Genomic DNA, 21,396 nt, shown 5'->3' on the forward strand with positions numbered 1-21,396 from the left:
AGCAAAACTAACGGATGATTTGGGGGCAATCCTGTTGTTCTATCAATCAGCTGGTACTCGAATCTTCATAGGACCCAATCAATAATTTGTAATTGTCGTAATCTGGTCACGTATTCTATCTGAAATTTCAAGGTAAAGCGATTGGCAAATGTAGTATAGCCATCTGTGGTATGATATTTTAGCCTTCAAAAGCGTCTGGAAATCGCCCCGTTCTCGACATATTTTGTTAAGCCCGGGCGTTAGCCATCATTTTAAACTATCATTTATTAAATTCAAGACTCATGAAAAAATTGTTATTTTCAGCCGCATTATTATTGTGCGCGCAATTTTCCTTCGCTCAATCATTTAGTATCGGCCCGAAAGCTGGTCTCAATATCAGTAATTATACTGGCGGTGACATCGAATCTGATGCATTAGTTGGTTATCACTTAGGTGGACTTTTAAATTATGGTTTTGGCGAAGTTTTCTCAATCCAGCCCGAAGTATTGTTTTCAACCCAAGGTGCCAAGGTGCAGAGTAATGGAACTAAATCAGAATTTAAAATCAGTTACATTACGATTCCTGTAATGCTTAAATTTAAAACCAGCGGAGGATTTTATGTAGAGTTCGGGCCTCAGGTTGGTTTCCGTGCTTCTTCGGATGTGCCTGACCAGTCTATAAATAATTTTGCTAAAAACCTGGATCTTGCAGCAGGTGCCGGCCTTGGATATCAGTCACCGATTGGTCTGGGGGCAGGTCTCAGATACATCGCAGGTCTTTCAAAAGTAGGAAACTTTTCAGGGCAACCAATTAATCCCGATTTCAAGAACAGTGTAATTCAAGCCAGCATTTTCTGGGCGATTCCATTGGTAAAATAATTTTTCTGATGAAAAATAAGAAAGCACAGGCTCGTAAGTCTGTGCTTTCTTATTTTTGTATCAATTGAGAATTACAATTATAATTCACAAATTCAACCTGTAAAGTGCTTGCCGTCTATCATTCACTGATTATTGGCTATTGCCGATCCCAATCTTTCAAAAATGAATTTGTAACAATTGATAATGGCCAGAATATTGCACTGTTCACTGCCCGCGGCCAGTTAGGTTTAGGTTTTCGCGCTTCTTTCATGCAGTAATAAAGAAGAATTATCCCCGATAAAATAAATGCTGATGCCATAGCCCAAAATTGTTTATTGATGGTCTAAAAAAGACAGAATTTTTAGTTTTTCTAAATGTTGTATAAAGTAATTGGTTCAATAACAATTTGAAAATTAGCGATTTATCATTAATGTTCAAAATGACGAAGGAAATATTTTGTGTCTTAATTTCCATTATTCTATACAAATTGATCTCAACATCGAAAAAATAGCCTTTATGAGCCTATCTTTGCGTTTTTTAGATGTCATCAAATTTCCTCTTCCTTGTTACTCACTAACCTGACAAATAAAACCCTTCGGATATGGAATTATCTGAAAGGTGACAAAACCTTTTCCCTGCAGAGCAGAATTTATAATTCTGTCTGCCTCGTCACAATGGCAATTATGGTTTATAATGTACCATTTTGCCTGGCATTGGGACTATATGATTCGATGCTGGTAACGTTATTACTTATTCCCCTACAATTTTATTTATATTATCTCTCACGCTTCCAGGGAAAAACGGCGCTAAGCTCTATTTTTTTAATATTAATCATCAATCTGTTTTTTGCGATCTCATTTACGCTGAATTCGGGTATTCAAGGCTCTTCGCTGCTATCGTTTTCTATTTCCTATTTTTTAATTATAGCCATTGTACCCCGACGTCAATACTGGTTTTGGACAATCGCTAACATTCTGCTTGTGATGGGCCTGATCGTTTGGGAATATTATCATCCGGAATTAATCAATAATGGCTACCCGACACGAGCCGACCGCTTTGTTGATATTGCTTCTACGTATATCGCCACTATTGTTCTGACATTTTCCTGTCTTTCTTATATCATCAATAATTACAATCAGGAACGAATCACTGCAGAGCAGAATTCAACAGTACTTGCGTCTTTAAATCAGCAGAAAAATAAGTTGATCAGCATCATATCTCATGATTTCAACGCGCCGCTGAACAATATAAACAGTTATTTATATGTGCTGAGCAACCGGGATTTAAAGTTGGAAGACAAGAAAAAATATGAGAGTGAGCTTCGGAGAATTACGTTTGATACCCAAAATTTACTTTTGAACCTTTTGAACTGGTCAAAAAGTAATATGAATGGAATGAATTACGTGCTGGAATCCGTAAACGTGAATGACGCGATGACGGATACATTAAATGTGTATCAGAATATTGCATCGGAAAAAAATGTTGAACTGGTTTATGAGATATCCGATGAAATCGACGTCCTTGCGAATTTTGAGCTTATTGAAATAATATTCCGTAACCTGATCAGCAATGCGATAAAATTTACACCGGAAAGGGGGATAGTCCGCGTCTTTTCAGTTAATTCAAACGGTTATCACACCATTTCGATTTCGGATACAGGGCAGGGAATTCCACCCGAAAAACAGGCTGAAATCTTTACAGCAGATGTTACGCCCACTTTTGGAACGGGTCGTGAGCGAGGCGCAGGACTTGGACTTAAAATTTGCAGTGAATTTGTTCAGTACCTGAATGGCGAAATCTGGTTTACGACAGAACAAGGCATTGGAACAACATTCTCGGTAAAACTTCCTGTTGCCTGATCAAGGAAATTTGATAAATCAGTATTTAAAAAGGGCAATTTTCTTCGATAATTCAATTTCGTTTGTAACGTTAAGTTTGGCATACAATCGATTTTTATAAGTACTGATCGTCGAGGCTTTCAGATTCATGATGTCCGCAATCTCGTTTGTAAATTTCCCTTCGCCGACCAGTTTCATCACTTCCATTTCGCGCTGTGAAAGGTTCAGGAATAGAGAGTCTGAATCAAGAGGAGCGTTGTTGATCATACTATTCAGCATAACCTGTTGAATATCAGGGCTCATATATTTCTTGTCAGCATGAAGTGTTGCTATTGCACTTTTGAATTCTTCCCTGGAAGTTTGTTTTGAAATGAAACCGTCTGCTCCGGCTGAAATGTAAGACAGCGCGTAAATTTTTTCGTCGTAGCCAGAATGAATAAGGATCTTAACATGGTTTTGAATCTCCTTAATTTTACTAATCATACGAATTCCTTCGCCTTCCGGAATATCAATATCCAAAATAATATAATCGAAGTGCTCAGCAGTGAGTTTTGATAGCCCCTCGGAGAAAGAGCTTACCGACTGCGTTTTCGCATCTGGCAATACTTGTGAGATCATCACTTCTATACCCAGTGCGGTGAGAGAGTGATCTTCAAAAATTAGAAAATTCATTAGACAATATTATTCATCAAGAAGCTGGGCAAGTGTCATCCTTCTTCATCAGACACGATTTAGAAGATATGGCTTTAAAATTTTTCTACAAATATCTTAAAAATCCGCTACAAATTTCCGGAAATAAAAGGTCAAAATTTGCCTTCGCATTTTCGGCTTTTGAGATAAACTGTCTAAATAACTGTAAAGCAGAACTATTTATTGGCTGGGTTATCTAATAAAGATGCATTGTCCGCAGTTTAAAGTTGCGCTATATAGATTGTTGAAGACCAATCGATGGAGAAACTGAGATTACTTTCTCCAAATAAAGGCATTTGAATTAATTTCAAATATATGTTGAGTAAAAAATATGCTCCACGGGTGATACCCATGGAGCATTTTGTTATTTGGATAGAAGAGGATGTTTTCGTTTTTGTGGGTGTGAGTAGTCGATTTCTTTTCCGACCCTTGATGTGGTTTGTATAGTGGAACAAGGTTTGACAAAGGTCGGCTATTGTTTTAGTTTGGTTTGTAGTAAGATCAGTCAGACTTTGTAGAAAGATTTTGATCTGGCGGATCTCTAAACTCCTATTTATTAAAATACAAATCAGCTGTTTTTATAAACTGCTGCCAATCGTACGCTGTAAGATCATGAATTCCTTCCCTGATATGATAGGCAAGCGGCGGTTGTAATGAGGGAGTATTTATCGGGGGCAAATTTTTAGGTAAGCTGGATTTGAGTTTGTATAATTCATAAACTTTTTCCGACTCTTTTGCGGCCAAAAAGGTCCCTTTCGGATCGGCCCACAAATCCTCTGATGCATTAGTAATATAAACCGGTCTTGGAGCGATGGTCGCAATCAGCATGTGCTGATCTAGTGGCAGGGCCTGCTCCTTGTTATTGAATTTTTTATAGTTATTATTAAACCAGTGCGGAAATGTTGTGTTGATACGCTCAATGGTTTCGCCATATCTCCGATGTGAAAGCGCTGCTCCTGTATTTCCGGAACAATTGGTGACGCACATGGCAAAACGCTGATCCTGTGCAGCCGCCCAAAGCGAAGCTTTTCCGCCCCTGGAATGACCAACAACCACAACTTTTGAAGCATCAATGGATTTGTCATTTTCAAAATAATCCATGACTCGGCTTGCCGCCCACGCCCAGGCTCCGACCGCTTTCATCCCATTATCCTTTTTGAGCTGCTCGGGATAAAGACGTAATACGCCATCCTGGAAAGTGTTTTTATTGTCCGGGGCTGCGTCGCTGTAATGAAAAGCAGCCACTGCATAACCGGCATTAATCACTTGCTCCGCGGGCCAAAATTCGCTGATTGTATCCCTTGTAGCTGACGTATTTCTTGGGCTACGGTTGTTGATGAGCAGAAACACGGGAACCGGCTTTTTAATATCTGACGGAGTGAAAAGTACAAGATTAATGGTATCGGATTGTAGATCATTAGTAACCAAAATCTCTACTTCTTTCAAATTCGCCTTGCCATCCATGGCCTTTGGGCTTTCTCTTTTTATCTTAAAGGAAATAGCATCATACTTTTTAGGCATGATACCATACACATTTTCTTCAAAAAGCGAAATGATTTCAGGTCTTCGAATATCCTCCCACGCTTTTGCAGTCGTAATTTTTTGATCGTTATTCGATAAAAGAATTTCCGGTAGTGTGTAAGCCGGGACTTTCGATTCGTCATAATTTTGAGCCGCTAACAGGTTGCAGAACAATAAAAACAAAAAGGTGACGGCGAGAATTTTTCTTTTGACCTCCATGATAGATTTCGATGAGCAAATCTGGTTGAACAAACCTGATTTATTCTCAAAAGCAGGATTCTACTAAACTTTACTTGAAATAAATTTTGGCTGGAAAGAGGGTGATACTATGTGTCAATTTTCTTTTACAAAAGATAAAAAATTGAATAGATCATCCCCAAATTAAATGCTGCATGGCAAATAATCGCTCCAAGAATGGATTCAGAATGTTTTTTAAAAAGGAAAAACATAATGCTGACCAAGAACATGGATAACACCCAAATCAAAGCAGGCATTTTTAGTAATGTCCATTGGCCATCAAGAAAGATAAGTCCAAAATGAGAAATGTGTGTGATTGCAAAAGCTGCACTATCAACGAAGGAGGCTTTGGTATCTCCAATAGATTTGGCAAAACTTGCATGGACAATGCCTCTGAAAAATAACTCTTCACCGATCGGGCTAAACGTCATTCCGGTGATCGCCATGATGGTGAATAAAATCGCTTTACCTCTCTCATCAATCTCAGCCGGGATTTTGTAAGATTTTCCAATATAAACGTACCAGTTTTCATAAGAATTTCCGTGAAAGATTTGGCCAAGATAATGCAGCAAAATGCTGGCTGTCAGACCCGCAATAGCTGCGATAAACAACGATCTATATTTTTTCGTAATTAAAATGCCAATTTTACGGCGTCCGGATCTGCTTAAAAACAGGAAAGGAGCAGCTGCGGAAGCCGCCATAATCAGGCCAATAAATCCATAGTTTCCGGTGGCGTTCGCTTGCAGAACCAGAATGAAGCGGGATACGCAGATAAGTAATACCAGGAAAAGGCCGAATTTCCAGTTAAAATCAAAAAATCGCTTAAAGAAAGGTTTTAGCTCGTCGCCCATGTTTTTTATATGAAGTCACGAAACTAATAATTTGAAAGGGTTCTATGCAATTTTTCTGGCGTTTAGAATTGAAAATGAATGACAAAACCCGGTCCCGGGATCATTAGGAATTAAGTTTTTGCAACTTCAAAAAAGTCAGATAAATTAGGAGAAAAATTAGAAAATATTTAAACCATCCGATCTTATGCTACTACTATTCCGACTTTCATTTTTTTTAATTCTAGCCACTTTTACAACGCGTGGATATTGTCAGAAATATGAAGCGGATGCTGTTCAGTATAAAAAGTTGGCGGATAGTTTGGGTAAAGCGAAAAGTCACAGAATGGCTGCAAGTGCATACGTTATGGAAGCAAAATTTCGCCGTATGGATGCGTTCAAGCGGCAGGCAAATGTTGATGCTGCGTATCATTATGTCCAGGCAAACCTGGTCGACAGTGGGATGATCTATATGGAAAATGCGGTACGGAAATATGGGTATAGGAGTAACGGCTGGATTGATTCAGATCCGGCTATGGCGGGTTTAAAAAATCACCGGAGCTACGCTGCTCTGCAAAAGTTTATTCTTGAAAAAAAGAAAAACGAAGAGGATCCGGAAAATGCTGCACTTATAACAAGTGATATTGAACTTTTTTGGAAAGTTTACGACCGGTATAAACTGGATACAGCCAATGCTGAAAATCGTTTTTTGACGGAATATTTCGAAAAGGGAACAGTAGCGCTTCAGGAATATTTTCGAATCAAAATGCCGAACATCGGAGGTATTAAAGGATTTGTGCAAAACATGCGGACGATGCCGGCGTATTATAAAAGTATAAGAGAAAATACTTTAAAAACCCAGTTTTTGAAGGACAGCATCCAGATTGTTTTCAGGAAGTTGAAAAGCTGGTATCCGCCAAGTACATTTCCAAATACTACCTTCGTGATCGGCGGATGGAGTTCGGGAGGGACGGTAACCGAAGAGTATGGGGCACTTGTTGGAACTGATATGCAGTCGTCAGATGAAAACACGGTTCTAACTGAACTTAATCCATGGCAAAAAGGAAATCAAATTCCGTTTAAAGAAATGAATCATGTGGTGGCACATGAGCTTATCCATGTGCAGCAAACTCAGATGGAAGCGGACACGACCTTATTATCCTATGTTTTAGGGGAAGGCATGGCCGACTTTCTCGGAGAGCTCATCAGCGGAAAAACGGCGAATCATAGGCTTCATGTCTGGGCCAAGGGAAGGGAAAAAGCAATTTGGTCAGATTTTAAAAAGGAAATTTATTTGGACCGCTATTCCAACTGGATCGCTAACAGCAGTCAGGAAACACCTGACCATCCGGCTGACCTAGGCTATTGGGTTGGATACCAAATCTGCAAGGCATATTTTGACCAAAGCAAGGATAAAAAGCAGGCAGTTTTTGATATGCTCAATATCAAGGATTACAAAAAGTTCTACGCTGAAAGTAAAGTTGAAGAAATGATAACTGCGATTAAATAAATGTCTGCTTAATTCTCACGATTGAAAAAACTTATCATTACTCCAATTCTTTTACCTTGCCCATTAAATCATGAAAGATTTGACTATTGCGGTTTAGATGGCCAAAGGTGCCCTCGTCGATAAGATTACCATCTTTTAAAATGTAGATATAGTCAAATTTAGGAAGCAGATGAAGCCTGTGAAGTGCTGATAATATGGCCTTATCTTTAAATTCTTCAAACATTTTTTCATAGATCAAAGCTTCCGTTTTAGGATCTACACTGCTCGTAGGTTCATCCAAAAGAATGATATCACTGCTTCTGGCTGCCAAAACTCCTCTGGCCAGCGCCAAACGCTGCTTTTGTCCACCCGAAAGATTTACTCCTTTTTCCTGTATATTGGATTCCAGTCCATTCGGTAATTTTTCAATGACGCTGCTGAACTGCGCTGTGTCGCACACTTTTAGAATATCGTCCGGATCAAAAGGAAGTCCGAGCGTAATATTGTAAGCGATCGTATTCTCAAATATTTCCGGATCCTGCGGGAATAGTGTGACCGCCTCCGAAAGTATATCCAGTGGAAGTTTTTCTGCACCGTCAACCGTTAAAACAGCTCCTTTTTCAGCGTCGTAAAGTCCTCGTAACAATGCCAGAAGTGTACTCTTCCCGCTTCCGCTTTCGCCAATAAAAGCGACTCTTTCACCACGTCGAATTCGAAGGTTAAGACCGTTAAGACTACGGGCATTTTTATCAGCTTCGTAAGTTTGTGAATGCGAAAAACTGAGATTTTTAATTGTTATTTCTTTCCAGTTTTCCGGCAAAGTATCCCCCGCTTGGGGACGATTCTGGTCATGATAAGCCTGGCCAATCATCCGGGCAGTTTGTACCTCGGTATCGTACCGGATAATTTCGGTGTATTGCCAGGCAACGTCCTGAAAAACACTGGTGAATTGATTGACATAACCAAGAAGTGTCACAAGCCCGCCCACCAGAAAAACGGCTCCGGGAGTATAATTCTGATAAATATAACCAACAGTGACAACAACATAAATCAATCCGATAAAGAGACTGGCAACAAACCATTTCCATTCGTTGATAAGCACGTTTCTCTTGAAGGGAGGGAAAACGTCTGCCACTTTATTCATCAGGCTGCTTTCCATTCTCTTTTCAAGACGGAGTGTAATTACAGTAATGATGTTCGACAAACTATCGAAGAGGGTGGAGGAGACAATGTGTTCCTTTTCGTTCGTTTCGTCCAGTGCTTTTATAAAAGGTTTATCAAATTTGAAAATTACCCAAACGGTTAGAATACCTATCAAAACGCCGATGGTCCCGTAGAGCGGGGAAAAATAAACGATGGCAGCAAAGGAAAATACGAATTTGGAAAACGCATGAAGGAACATAAATCCATCCTGAAAAAAATCCCTTAGTGCCTCGTATGCTTTTCTGATCCGGTTTATCGTTGCGCCACTGTGATGATCCTGATGCCAACGGATCGGTAAATGAAGCGATTGATGATATAGTTCATTCAGGAAATTTTTGCTGAGATCAAAAGCCAGTTTTCTTTCCATAATTCTGGCGGGTCCATGAAATGCCCATTCCAGAAGCGTCAGACCGATGTACGCGCCGGCATACCACCAGACATTTTGAAGTACGGCATCGCTGTCTTTCTGAACTGACTCAACAAACCAACCATATAATAAAGGATGAAGTGCCAGCACAACATTGGCCATTATGAACATCCCATAAACCAAAAGGTAGCGTTTTTTTTGTTGACGGGCATAACGCCAGGCTGTCGACAATAAGGAAATATAGGGATTCTGCATTGAAAAAATCGTTGTGACAGTACAAAGATAGGCTGATGTTTGTTTTCGATTTGCAGCAAAAGCCAATAGATTTTTATCAATAACAGTAGTTTTGGGTGAGCTCTGTACTTTTTGCAGCATCTAAATAAACCAATCAATTTCTACTACTACTGAATTACTATGAAAAAAACGATTAACATATTGGCTGCTTTTGTGCTGCTGACGGTTATGGGCAGTGCCGTTTCCGATACAAAACAGGATGGCTGGATTTCAATTTTTGATGGTAAATCGTTGAAAGGCTGGAAGGTGGGAAATAACGCAAGTTCGTTTTCTGTTGTGGACGGAGCGATCCAGGTTTCCGGCCCAGTTGCACACTTGTTCTATGAAGGGCCGGTCAAAAACCATATGTTTAAAAACTTCGAATTTAAAGCGCAGGTGATGACAAAACCGGGAGCAAATTCAGGGATTTATATACATACCGCATATCAGGAAACAGGTTGGCCTTCAAAGGGTTATGAAGTTCAGGTAAATAATTCTCATACTGACTGGAAGAGAACTGGAAGTCTTTACAATATTCAGGACGTGAAAGAGACGTATGTGAAGGATAATGAATGGTATACAGAATACATTAAAGTAGAAGGCAAACATATCACCATCAAAATCAATGATAAGACGGTGGTGGATTATGAGGAAACGGATACAGACAAAAGATCTGGCGGTGAAAAAGACAGAATTTTAAGCAGCGGAACCTTCGCCTTACAGGCGCATGATCCGAAAAGTGTAGTTCTTTTCAAGGACATACAGGTTAAACCTTTGACCGAATAATTTTAATCAAATAGCCTTTCTCCGATAAATAAATCATTTATCCTGAAAGGCTTTTTTGTGCCTGATCATTAAGATATTTTGAAAGATTCACTTCATTTCGAATCGATTCTGGAACGATTGCCAGGTAAGGGCGGGCTGTTTTATATGTCCGTGCCTGTGGAAATTGCCCAACAGTTCATGCCCGACAGGAAGCCTGTCAGAATGGTGTGTCTTTTAAATAATCAGGTGAAATTTCAATGTGCGATCATGCCGAAAAGCGACGGCGGTTATTACATCAATGTTGGTACACCACTCCGTACGGAAGGAAAATTCACTTTGGGGTGCAAACTTTCTGCCGAAGTTTGGCAGGATGAAAGTCAGTATGGCCGTGATATGCCCGAGGAACTTGCTGAGCTACTTGCCATTGACGAAATAGGTGATAAACTTTTTCATGCCTTATTGCCTGGTCATCAGCGAGGCATTATTCATTATGTTGCATCTTCAAAAGTTGTTCAAACGAGAATCGACAGAGCAATTAAAATGCTTGATCGGTTGAAAATTCAACATTGAAACCGGGTTGGAATAGTTTTGGTAATCTATTAAAAACTTAAAATTATTCACGAAAAATTATACGTGTAAATGGAACACAACCTGGAACCCGGCGATCTTGTTGAATCTTCTTTCGATGGTATTTGGAATGTTCAGAATATGGACAGCGAATCTGTAAAATGCTTCCGCTATGACGATGATTGGGAGAGACACGAAAGAGAATTTGGAACCGACGAATTAAAGGTTCTACAAACAAATCCGGACAACATCATTCTTCCGAACGCTGCCGTGACGCTTTCCTCAGGCGGTCCCAAGTGGACTGTATGCGAGATTTTAGAGACAACGGCTAAGTGTAAAATGTCTCAGGATTTTGGTTTCATGGAGGTTGAATTGCCTTTAAAATCATTGATGAATGTCATCGATAATTCTGAGAAAAATAGCAATATTGATTTATAAGTTTTTGAATTCATGAATATCGATTGGGCTGTCTCGCGTATTGATGAGGCAGCCTTTTCTTTGTCCTTCATTGTAAATTGATACCCATATCTGGGTAAATAAAGGTGAGATTGGTATCTAATGACGCATTTGATAGAAATTTTTCTATATTAGTGTTGCAGTTTAGTTTACATTGCGAGTTGAATAGATACGATAATACATGACTTTATTTGTCTGTAATCTGTCTGAGATTCTCTTTGATATACTTGATAACAGCACTTTAACCCATACTTGATCATTACTTTGGAATCTCATGAGCTTGTAGTAACCAAGCCGCGTAACTGTATTGCAGTCAGCGGTATGGTATATGATGTTATTAAAGACAAATCTTCTTTACAAGAGCAGATCACAGAATTTTGTGTAAGTGTTTTTGATCTAAGTAACTGGCCTCCAAGATGGTCTTTTGGGCAATCGCCAGATATTCACGGCTGGATATATATTCTTTCTGATCTGGGAATTTGTGCAGCTTACTTAACAATTCCGTTTTTATTGCTACGCTTCGTTATTAAAATAAAAGATACTCCTTTCTATAAGATTATATTATTATTCATTGTATTTATTACGCTTTGCGGTTTCACCCATTTCATGGATGCCGTCATTTTCTGGTGGCCTGCTTACCGGTTAAGTGCCTTCATAAGGCTTATAACAGCGATTATCTCAATAATTACAGTATACAAACTTTACAAAAATTTGCCTTTAATCCAGTCTTTAAGGACTGTGCGGGAATTAGAAGCAGAGATAAAAAAGCGGAGATTTGTAGAAGAACAGCTAGCCGGCAGCGAGTTTTTGTTATCAGAAGCTGAAAGGATCAGCCGGGTTGGGGGTTGGGAACAGGACCTGATCACAAATAAATTCACGTGGTCAAAAACTGCTTTGGACATTATCGAATTACCCGCAGGTGCTTCGACCGAAAACGTCAAATTAATAGATTATTTCGATGAGGTGGATAAACCACTTTTAGCGGCGGTTTTTGAAGGCGGCCGTGTTGACGGTGTAAAATGGGATATTGAATTGGTGTTGAATACTTATACAGACAAAAAAATCTGGGTGCGAATTTCCGGCGAACCGCTATATATCGAAACAGGGAAAGTTGTCAAGGTTCGTGGAATTTTAATGGACATTGATAAATACAAAACGACTGAAATCGCGCTTAATAAATCGCTCGAAATTACAAGTAAGAACAATGGGCAGTTGAAGAATTTTACCCATATTCTTTCCCACAACATCAGAAATCATGCAAGTAATTTGCAGTTGATTTCATCATTGGTGAATAGCGAGAAACTGGATACTGAGAATGCAGAGCTCTTTCACATGATCAAAAATGTGTCGCAGGGGTTGGATGCCACGCTTGAAGATCTTTCTCAGGCTTTAAAAATCAAAGAAAGTATAATGGTTTCTGAACTGCTTGATTTTCGGGTCGTTACAGACAAGACGATTGGCGTTTTGGAATCTGATATCAATGTCAATCATGCTGAAATTATTTGTAATTTTAAGGTTAGGAAAGTACGTTTCCCAAGGATTTATCTGGAAAGCATTTTATTGAATTTGATAGCAAATGCTATAAAATACCGTAGGCCGGATGTAAGCCCGTTTATTCAATTGGCTTCTTACAAAAACGATGACGGATACACAGTTTTGGAATGCAAGGACAACGGATTGGGTATTGATTTGAATTTGCATGGGCAGAAAATTTTTGGTCTTTATAAAACATTTCACGACCACAAGGATGCGCATGGAGTGGGACTTTTTCTTGTGAAAACGCAAATAGAATCACAAGGAGGAAGGATTGAGTTGGAGAGCACGTTAGGGGAGGGTTCTACTTTTAAAATTATTTTTAATGAATAAATTGAATACAGTTTGTGTGATCGATGACGATTTGATTTACAGTATCGCGATTAAACACATTATCAAACGTTCTGAAATTTCAACAGATACGCTGTTTTTTAAGAATGGGCAGGTAGCATTGGAATATTTTATGCAAAACCTGACGGATCTGGCATTACTTCCGGATGTTATCTTACTGGATTTAAATATGCCAGTTCTGGATGGGTGGCAGTTTTTAGATAAATATGAGCCGCTGATCGACAAACTTTCAAAAATAATCCCTGTATATATTGTCAGTTCTTCAGTCGATGAAGACGAATACAATAAGGCAAAATCATTTCACACGGTGAAAGATTTTATTGTTAAGCCAATTACAGTTGAAAGATTACAACAAATAGCTGACGAAATCTGAGTGTAAACAATGACCATTCTGCACTAACGGGCATTTGATATACGGCTCAATTATGATAGTTGTGCAAATCAGGAAAGGCTAACGTACCAAATGGTAATGGAATATTTTTAAAAGATGCAGTAATTTTTAATTCGCTAACTTTTGAACGTCAAGTCAAAACCAAATTCATTGGAAGACCGATAGTTAATTTTTGCCGGTAACATTTTCACAACAGTCTCGATGAGCCTCTGGCTGCGGGACGATAGTATTTTCTCTTCTGGCGATATCACACTATCAGTGAGATATCCAAATTCCAGTTTACCAAAAAGAAAGCGGCATTGAATTTCTATCCGCGGCTCCTGGGCAAAAATGTAATCTTTTGATATTTCAGCCAACAAACCTTCAACCAAAATCGCAAGAAGAATAGCCTTGTTCTTTTGCAGCCATATATCATCGAACGAGTATTTAATTACATCCGGACATATTCCAAGTTGCTTGCTGGTATTTCTCAACACGACCTGAATAAACTTTAACAGTTGAATTTCTTCCAGATGCTCCTCTTTGTAAAGTCGTTTAAAAGCGAAAGCACTTTGTTCGGTGCTTCGTAATATTCCTATAAATGAATCGGGAAAATCGATTCCATTTAGTTTTAAAATCAATTGGTCGGATACTAATTCCGGGGCATACGTTTGCCTAAACAGGTTCTTTTCCATGGCGAATGTGTATCGTTTATTGCAGAGGTATATTCAATCGTAAAATTAATTAATATTACGGATCTTAAATTATTCTATACGACCGTTCACTAACTTTTCGAACATTTTTATAGATGAAGTTGGCATTGTTATCGCTGAACTGTCATTTTTTATACTTAGTCATGAACTGGCATAATTGTATTATGGAAAAAAAATAACCAGACTATAATCAAAGTACTTATGAAAATGAAAGGCAGAAGCGTAATTGTCTACAACGTTTACGCGCCAACAAATGTGATTTGCATGCTGCGCCCACGGCGGCAAAATGGGCAATCAATTATTGAAGAAGGATTTAATATTGAACCGTCCGTTCCTTTTTCCGAATACACAGATTTATACGGAAATTCTTGTCAAAGATTCGTTTTACCGACCGGCCAGGTTACAATTTCCACAGAAGTTCAGGCTCAGGTTAACGCCACAAAGAAAATACCTTCGCCGGTTCCGGGATATATTCTTGTAGGAGATCTTCCCGATGAAATTATGTATTACATTCTTCCGAGCCGTTATTGTCAGTCCGACTTAAAGGAACTTACGGATCTGGCTTTTCAGATCGCCGGTAACTTTGTTCCGGGTTACGATCAGGTCGAGGAAATCAGGAAGTGGATTCATAATAATGTAAAATATCAGTACGGTGTATCCGATTCTACAACAACGGCAATGGATACTGCGAGAAATCGTATAGGTGTCTGTCGTGACTTCACGCACTTAGCAATTTCGCTTTGCCGGGCGCTAAGTATTCCTGCAAAGATGACGGTCGGGTATCTGGACAAGTTACAGGAGATGGACCTTCACGCATGGTTTGAAGTTTACATCGGTGGCGAGTGGTATACGTTTGACGCGGTTCAGGAAGTTACCGAGGGGTATCGTATCGAAATCGCACATGGTCGCGACGCTGCGGACGTGGCGATGATTACACAATTTGGGAATGCTACCTTACAATCGCTTCATGTAGAAGTCAATCTTTTGGAAGCAGAATAGATTTTCCGGATTAGACATTTTGTTTGAACAGATATTTAAAAACTTATGCAACTATGCTACGAATACTGACACCAGCCATCAATGAGTAATATTTTTAGGGGCAGAATCACCGGCCAGGACGGTGCCGATTCACAAGGGGAGCTTCGTTATCCTTTTTACATCAAAGTGCCGATTATATTAATTGGACTTTATCTTTTGTTTTACATTGCCTGGCTTTTGCAGGATGTTATCGTGCCTTTTGCTTTCGCAGGTTTGCTCGCGATTTTGTTGAATCCGGTGTTCAATTTCTTTGTCAAACGAAAAGTTAATAAGATCGTTGCCATTGTATTGACAATTCTGCTGGCTGTGCTGGTACTTGCGATCGTACTATTCTTTCTTTCGGCGCAGATTGCTCAGTTCGGAGAAATGTTGCCCCAGTTGGAAAAGAAATCTTTGTCTCTGTTTCATGATCTTCAGGAGTGGTTGACTTCTCAGTTTGGAATATCTACCGAGCGGCAGATGAGTATGGCAAAAGACGCTATGAACGGCGGCAAAGCCTATATTGGAAAGACGCTTGACACGCTTGTTGGTATGTTAACTTTCTTCGTGTTAATTCCGCTTTACATATTTTTGCTTCTACTTTATAAGCCGTTAATCCTGAACTTTATATATGAAGTTTTTGAAGAGGATAATGAAGAGCAGGTAGCCGAGATTTTACAGGAAACAAAAAGCGCTGTTCAAAGCTACATCGTAGGATTGCTGATCGAAACGTTAATAATCGCTGCTTTAAATTCAGGAGCTCTATTACTTTTGGGCGTAAAATACGCAGTTTTGTTGGGCGTTATCGGAGCAATTCTTAACCTGATACCGTATATAGGCGGAATTGTCGCTATTGGTTTGCCGGTTTTAATGTCGTTGATTACCGGAGATAATTTTACTACGCCATTGCTTATTGTCGCAGCTTATACTTTGATTCAGTTTGCGGATAATAACATCATTGTCCCACGTGTAGTTTCTTCAAAAGTGTCAATTAATGCGCTGATTTCCATCCTCATAGTACTGCTCGGTGGGAATTTGTGGGGAGTGAGCGGGATGTTTTTATCCATCCCTTTGGTTGCAGTTTTAAAAATAATTTTCGATCGCATCGATGGACTTAAACCTTGGGGCAAACTGCTCGGAGATAAAATGCCGGAAGATGAACCGAAGGAAGCTGCGAGCTAACTGTTAAATAATAGCAAAGAGCTCGAAAAGAATTTTATAGCACGATTATTTTAGGCCAGTCTGAAATTGTAAAAAACAATTCGGCTGGCCTGATTTATTTTAACCTATATATGCAACCAACAAATATTACGATTATCGGTGGAGGTGCCTGCGGCATTTCACTTTTCATTGAGCTCTTTCTTCAACTTAGAATCGCCAATTCCCATAATAAAGTTTCCATTACAATTATCGAAGAAAACGAAGAAGTCGGGAAAGGACTCGCGTTTGGCACGAAGCAGCCTGGACATATTCTCAATACACAAGCGGATTTGATGGGAATCCATTTTGCTGAACCTGCACATTTTAGTGAATGGCTCAAAAAACATGATTCAAAGATCGGTGACGAAGTGGTTGACAACCAGGGAGAGGATCAGGCTTTTACTACCAGGAGACTTTACGGAGATTACTTGAAAGACCAGTTTGATCACTATTTCGAGTTGGCAAAAAAAGAAGGAATGACTGTCGATCTGATTAACGCCAGCGCAATTGATATTGAAAAAGAAGGTGAAGGTTTCAATATTCAATTATCTGACGGAAATAGCAAGTCCGCAGACTTTGTTGTGTTAGCTGCTGGTACCCCGGTCGCCAATATGTATGAAGAACTTAACGACAAAAAGAACTATTTCGATTCTCCATGGCCATCATCCAAGATTTTGGACAATGTTCCCCGAAATGAAAATGTCGGTATATTAGGTTCCAGTTTAAGTGCAATTGATGCATTGATGACTTTGGCGGATAATCATCATCAAGGCCAAATTACATTTTACTCGCTCGATGGTCTGATGCCCAGGGTACAGGTTGAAAAACCAAAACCTTATACTTGTGAATTTCTGACGGTAAGTAACCTGCACAAAATTCAAAGAGAAGAGTTAAGAAGCCCTTCCATTTTTGAAGTCTTTCGCTTATTTATGAATGAGGCTGAAAATTATGCCGAGGTTAAGATCGACTGGAAAAAGACAGGACGTGAAGGTATCAGAGCTTCAACACTTTTGAAAGCGGATATCAAAATATCTGAAAACGGGGGTGATGCACTTATGAACATCCCTTATGCGCTACGCTACGAAAGTTCCCAAATGTGGAAATTACTTGACGAAGCTGGCAAGCTGAGCTTTAAGAAATGGCTTGGCAGTTATTGGGCAGTCAACAGGCACTGCATGCCACTTGTGAATGCAAAACGGATTGAGAAACTATTTGATAGCGGTCAGCTTCAAGTGATTCCCAAACTAAGCGATGTTGTTTTTGACGAAACGGACGGAACATTTGTATTGACCTGCAAAAAGAAGACAAGCAAGGAAAAGTATCTGATCAATGCAACCGGACCTGCGTCCGGCGTGAAAGATATGAAATCGGATTTGATTCAGAATCTGGCAAAACATAACCTTATTGAGCCAGAAAAAGCGGGTGGTATTAAGATCAATACCCAAACAATGCAGATCATTAATGATGGGAAGTCCTGCCCGAATTTTTACGCACTTGGTCATCTTGCCAATGGACTTTTGTTGGACGTGAACGCCGTGTGGTATAATGTCAGAACAATTGGAAATCTTAGCCAGCATCTTATAAATCGCATAACGGGTGAAAATTCTCTTTAAATTATATTCAGAGCTTCTGCCTGTTATGGCATTTATTCCGATAGGATACTTCGTCAAAAAGTGGATAAAAGTCAAACCGGAATATGTCAGCGGACCGCTCATAAAAGTTCTTCTGCCACTTTTGGTGTTTTTCAACGTACTGGATGCCGAGGCTGAGAAACTATATATACTCCCGATTTTTACGTTTTTGCTGGCTTTGGCCATGATTCCTGCCGCTAATATTGCACATAAATATTTTGCAAAAGACTCAAATCCGTTGTTGCTGCGAAGTTCTTTCTCGTTTTTCAATATCGCTTTTTTTGGAATTCCTACGGTTACTGCACTTTATGGAGAAGATAAAGTGAGCGCACTGATCTGTATTTATCTTGGTTCAGCGCTTTATGGCGATACAATTGGTTATTACCAAGTAGCAAAAACGAATCATTCTCCGAAAAAGGCGTTGGTGGAAGTGCTAAAAATTCCATTTCTGTATGTTTTGATAGCTGCTGTAATCAGTAAAGTTTTCGAAGCTGAAACACCGGATTTTATGGAGCCAATCCTGAAAGTGATCAGCTTGGTTGTATCCTGTGCAGGTATGCTGATCGTTGGTTTTCAACTTTCCGATGTTAAATTTAAAAATTTGGAATTGGGTTATTTTGGTAAAATTCTTGGTTTTCGAACAGTGGCTGCTGTTCTGATACTCGGCTTGCTTATGCTTGCTGAATATTTTATTTTTAAGGTGCTTGACGACACAGATTATAAAATGCTCCTTCTGGTGTCACTTTTTCCTGTCGCGGCCAATGTCACGGTTTTTGCTTCTTTCCTTAAAACTGAGGAAGAGCAGTCTTCTTTATTGGTATTTTTGTCAGCGATGCTGTCACTTGTGCTGGTATCGGTTGCGGCTTTGTTTCTCAGTTAACATATCCTGAAAATCATGCGTGAGTAATTTTTTAAAAATCGGCTTGATTGAATCATGGAAAAATTGAATTGGATAAAGGTTTGTGACCAGGCTCCTTATTTCGAAGAGGAAGACGGGCTCAGCTGGACGCCAATTGGACAAAATGATGCGCTAACCTGGCCAGAATTACAGGGATTATTTCTCAGGAAAAATGTAAAAGAAGTTGAGGATTATCTGGCCTATATTTCTTCACACGGCGTTACCTGCCTGCGCATTATGTTGGAATATTGTCAGACAGAGAATCGTTATTTTGAGCGTCCGGTTGGGAATTTCCAGCGCAATATGGTCCAGTTCTGGGACGACCTTTTCCAACTTTGCGAAAAATACAACCTGCGTATTTTGCTTACGCCCTTCGATACTTTCTGGATGGTCAGACGATGGAATTTTCATCCTTACAACGCCAGAAACGGAGGTCCTTGCAAAAGTAAGTGGCAATGGCTTAGCTCTCCTGAAACCAGGGAGGTTATAAAAAATCGTTTTGCTTTTGTTATTAATCGGTGGGGTGGAAGTGGCGTCATTTTTGGTTGGGATCTATGGAATGAATTGCATCCCAGGCATAACCAGAAAAGGGTAGAGGGACTGTCCGATTTTATAACTGATTTGAGTACCTATGTCAGAGATCTTGAACAGGAATTATACGGCAAAACCCATCTTCAGACGGTGTCTGTTTTTGCTCCGGACCTGGATAATCATGATATGCACGATATCGTTTATAAGCATCCAAACCTGGATTTTGCAAGCACCCATTTCTACAAACAACCAGAGATAGACAGTCCCAGAAATACCTATGATGCGGCCGTCACATCCGGAGCAATGGTGAATGAAGCATTGCTCCTGACGCCTGAATCAAGGCCATTTCTGGATAGTGAGCACGGCCCAATTTCTTTTTTTAGGCGGGCGCGCAGGAATTTGCCGGAAGATTTTGATGATAATTATTTCCTTAATATGCAATGGGCGCATTTTGCTTCCGGCGCAGCTGGCGGAGGCATGCGCTGGCCTTACCGCCATCCGCATACCTTAACTCACGGAATGCGACTTGCCCAAAAAAATCTGTCTGAATTTATTCAGCTGATACAGTGGAATAATTTCACCAGAATAAATCTGAATGATGTAGTTAAAGCGGATGATCCGGAAATTACCGTTTTTGCCAGTGGAAATGCTTCCCAGACGATTATCTGGCTGATGCGGCGTCCGCTGAAAAACACAAAAGCAAGTGTTGGAAAATTAAATAATCAGAAGTTATGTTCAATCTCAGTCCCTAATCTGGCCAATGGAAGTTACCGCGTTTCGATATGGGATACTAATTCCGGTTTAGTTGAAAAACAAATTTTGACAAAGACTGAATCTTTCCTGAAAGTGGAAATTGAGTTTTTTGCCGACAATATTGCATTGGCGGTTACGGCCGTTATTTAACTACTTGCGGCTCCCAAAGTTTTTTAATTTCAGGTTTTTTGAAGACAAAATCACCTACTGAAACAAGTGAAGCGTCGGGAGCGGGCTGACGGAGATAGGTCGTAAGATCTCGATGGATTCTTTCCAGATTTTCAGGTCGAAGAAGTCCACGGGCTCCGACAGAACGTTCGGACAATGCCATACACCGGATACAAATTTCTTCAATCATACTTCTGGCCATGTTGACGTAGGCAATAATCTGGTCGCTGTCGTATTTTCCTGACTGAATCTTATCCGCCGCTTCTTTCATCCACAGATTTCCAGTTTCAATCAAGAAAGACATTTCTGCAATTCTTGCCTTCTGAAACGTATCTTCGGTTCTGTTTATTGATTTTAATAATTGATGTGTTTCTTCCAGGACAGCTTCTGCGCCACCAAGCTGAACCGAGCAGAAACGGATGGCGCCGGATGAAAAATGTGGCTGTTTGTAATAATCATTTGGAGCTCCGAGAAAGTTGTCCTTACTAAGAATAATTCCTGTAAAATCCATTCTGAAACTTGCCGAAGCGCGCATACCCAAAGGCCGCCAGAATGATTTATCCTGCCTGATCGCCGCAACTTTTTCTGTTGGAATAATGCACATTTGCCAGCCTCTGACACTTGGAGATTTTAATTCGGCTGTAACCAACGGCCGCTGGATTTGATCACCACCTGAACAAAATGTTTTTGAGCCTTGTAATATAAAATTCCCGTCTGCACGCTCGTGGGCAAAAAGACCATCCTGATCCTGCGTGTTCCAGACGCCAAATAGTTTTTGTGAATCAGTTACTTCATCATACCAACGCTTTTTCTGAGCCGTAGTTCCATATATATCAATCAATTGAAGAGCATTCATGTGACCTTCAAATATTCTGCCGACGGGGAGGCTTGCCTTGCCGATCGATTTCAGCAACGTGAAATTGTCAACCAGACTGTCTGATTTGAACGATAATTTTCCCGGCTTGATCTGTTGAGATAAAAGTCCGGCCTGACGCATTTCTCTAAATTCTTCGATCGGAAAATTTCCGTCGGTATCACTCAGTGCTGCGAAGTGCTTGATTCGGCGTAAGACTGGATCAAAATCGGGATGGTTCGAAAACATATGGTTGAGCTGGCAAAAGCAGAATGGGCTTTTACCAGCTTAACTTAATAGAATCATACC

Annotated in this window: 19 protein-coding genes; 13 read left to right on the plus strand and 6 right to left on the minus strand. The window is 39.9% G+C overall.

What is annotated here, in order from left to right; translation table 11 throughout:
• Positions 1-281: 281 nt before the first annotated feature.
• Both L0657_RS27155 and L0657_RS27160 read left to right on the plus strand, forming a co-directional pair.
• The gene (locus L0657_RS27155; protein WP_235154011.1) at positions 282-857 is read left to right on the plus strand and encodes a porin family protein; all 576 of its coding nucleotides are present in this window, start codon (positions 282-284) and stop codon (positions 855-857) included.
• Between the two features lie 542 nt (positions 858-1,399).
• Complete coding sequence (locus L0657_RS27160) at positions 1,400-2,695, plus strand: sensor histidine kinase KdpD (protein ID WP_235154012.1); 1,296 nt, start codon at positions 1,400-1,402, stop codon at positions 2,693-2,695.
• An 18-nt stretch (positions 2,696-2,713) separates the two neighbouring features.
• Here L0657_RS27160 and L0657_RS27165 read toward each other — a convergent pair whose 3' ends face one another.
• The 3 genes from L0657_RS27165 to L0657_RS27175 form a co-directional block, all read right to left on the minus strand.
• Positions 2,714-3,346: a response regulator transcription factor gene (locus L0657_RS27165; protein WP_235154013.1), complete on the minus strand. Its 633-nt coding sequence runs from the start codon at positions 3,344-3,346 to the stop codon at positions 2,714-2,716.
• A gap of 567 nt (positions 3,347-3,913) precedes the next feature.
• Positions 3,914-5,104 carry an alpha/beta fold hydrolase gene (locus L0657_RS27170; RefSeq protein ID WP_235154014.1) on the minus strand — a complete coding sequence of 397 codons (1,191 nt, stop codon included), beginning with the start codon at positions 5,102-5,104 and terminating at the stop codon, positions 3,914-3,916.
• A 125-nt stretch (positions 5,105-5,229) separates the two neighbouring features.
• Entirely contained in the window at positions 5,230-5,973 is a 744-nt protein-coding gene (locus L0657_RS27175) for a CPBP family intramembrane glutamic endopeptidase (RefSeq protein WP_235154015.1), read from the minus strand.
• 184 nt (positions 5,974-6,157) lie between these two features.
• Here L0657_RS27175 and L0657_RS27180 point away from each other — a divergent pair, with 184 nt between their 5' ends.
• Complete coding sequence (locus L0657_RS27180; RefSeq protein WP_235154016.1) at positions 6,158-7,459, plus strand: DUF2268 domain-containing putative Zn-dependent protease; 1,302 nt, start codon at positions 6,158-6,160, stop codon at positions 7,457-7,459.
• 37 nt (positions 7,460-7,496) lie between these two features.
• Here L0657_RS27180 and L0657_RS27185 read toward each other — a convergent pair whose 3' ends face one another.
• Positions 7,497-9,263, minus strand: a complete 1,767-nt coding sequence (locus L0657_RS27185) for an ABC transporter ATP-binding protein (protein ID WP_235154017.1) — start codon at positions 9,261-9,263, stop codon at positions 7,497-7,499.
• Between the two features lie 159 nt (positions 9,264-9,422).
• Between L0657_RS27185 and L0657_RS27190 the strand changes: the two genes are divergently transcribed.
• From L0657_RS27190 to L0657_RS27210, 5 genes are all read left to right on the plus strand, one after another.
• Positions 9,423-10,067: a DUF1080 domain-containing protein gene (locus L0657_RS27190; protein WP_235154018.1), complete on the plus strand. Its 645-nt coding sequence runs from the start codon at positions 9,423-9,425 to the stop codon at positions 10,065-10,067.
• Between the two features lie 78 nt (positions 10,068-10,145).
• On the plus strand, positions 10,146-10,616 hold the full coding sequence (locus L0657_RS27195) for a YdeI/OmpD-associated family protein (protein ID WP_235154019.1): 471 nt from the start codon (positions 10,146-10,148) through the stop codon (positions 10,614-10,616).
• Between the two features lie 69 nt (positions 10,617-10,685).
• A complete protein-coding gene (locus L0657_RS27200) occupies positions 10,686-11,051 on the plus strand; it encodes a hypothetical protein (protein WP_235154020.1) in 366 nt (121 codons plus the stop codon).
• Positions 11,052-11,321: 270 nt separating this feature from the next.
• Positions 11,322-12,935, plus strand: a complete 1,614-nt coding sequence (locus L0657_RS27205; RefSeq protein ID WP_235154021.1) for an ATP-binding protein — start codon at positions 11,322-11,324, stop codon at positions 12,933-12,935.
• Positions 12,928-13,326, plus strand: a complete 399-nt coding sequence (locus L0657_RS27210; RefSeq protein WP_235154022.1) for a response regulator — start codon at positions 12,928-12,930, stop codon at positions 13,324-13,326. Before L0657_RS27205 ends, L0657_RS27210 begins: the two co-directional genes overlap by 8 nt.
• Before the next feature lie 134 nt (positions 13,327-13,460).
• Here the strand turns inward: L0657_RS27210 and L0657_RS27215 are convergent, their stop codons facing one another.
• The gene (locus L0657_RS27215) at positions 13,461-14,018 is read right to left on the minus strand and encodes a hypothetical protein (RefSeq protein ID WP_235154023.1); all 558 of its coding nucleotides are present in this window, start codon (positions 14,016-14,018) and stop codon (positions 13,461-13,463) included.
• Between the two features lie 219 nt (positions 14,019-14,237).
• Between L0657_RS27215 and L0657_RS27220 the strand changes: the two genes are divergently transcribed.
• From L0657_RS27220 to L0657_RS27240, 5 genes are all read left to right on the plus strand, one after another.
• Positions 14,238-15,035, plus strand: coding sequence for a transglutaminase family protein (locus L0657_RS27220; protein ID WP_235154024.1), 798 nt, complete (start codon positions 14,238-14,240; stop codon positions 15,033-15,035).
• A gap of 81 nt (positions 15,036-15,116) precedes the next feature.
• Positions 15,117-16,235, plus strand: coding sequence for an AI-2E family transporter (locus tag L0657_RS27225; RefSeq protein WP_235154025.1), 1,119 nt, complete (start codon positions 15,117-15,119; stop codon positions 16,233-16,235).
• A gap of 110 nt (positions 16,236-16,345) precedes the next feature.
• Positions 16,346-17,866, plus strand: coding sequence for an FAD/NAD(P)-binding protein (locus tag L0657_RS27230; protein WP_235154026.1), 1,521 nt, complete (start codon positions 16,346-16,348; stop codon positions 17,864-17,866).
• Entirely contained in the window at positions 17,850-18,764 is a 915-nt protein-coding gene (locus L0657_RS27235) for an AEC family transporter (protein ID WP_235154027.1), read from the plus strand. The genes L0657_RS27230 and L0657_RS27235 overlap by 17 nt, the downstream gene beginning before the upstream one ends.
• Positions 18,765-18,818: 54 nt before the next feature.
• Positions 18,819-20,216 (plus strand): hypothetical protein, encoded by a 1,398-nt coding sequence (locus L0657_RS27240; RefSeq protein WP_235154028.1) that lies wholly within the window; start codon positions 18,819-18,821, stop codon positions 20,214-20,216.
• Here L0657_RS27240 and L0657_RS27245 read toward each other — a convergent pair.
• Positions 20,209-21,336, minus strand: coding sequence for an acyl-CoA dehydrogenase family protein (locus L0657_RS27245; RefSeq protein ID WP_235154029.1), 1,128 nt, complete (start codon positions 21,334-21,336; stop codon positions 20,209-20,211). The two genes, L0657_RS27240 and L0657_RS27245, sit on opposite strands and share 8 nt — an antisense overlap.
• Between the last annotated feature and the right edge of the window lie 60 nt (positions 21,337-21,396).

Origin of the sequence: Dyadobacter sp. CY345, assembly GCF_021502725.1 — a bacterium.
Classification (GTDB): domain Bacteria; phylum Bacteroidota; class Bacteroidia; order Cytophagales; family Spirosomataceae; genus Dyadobacter.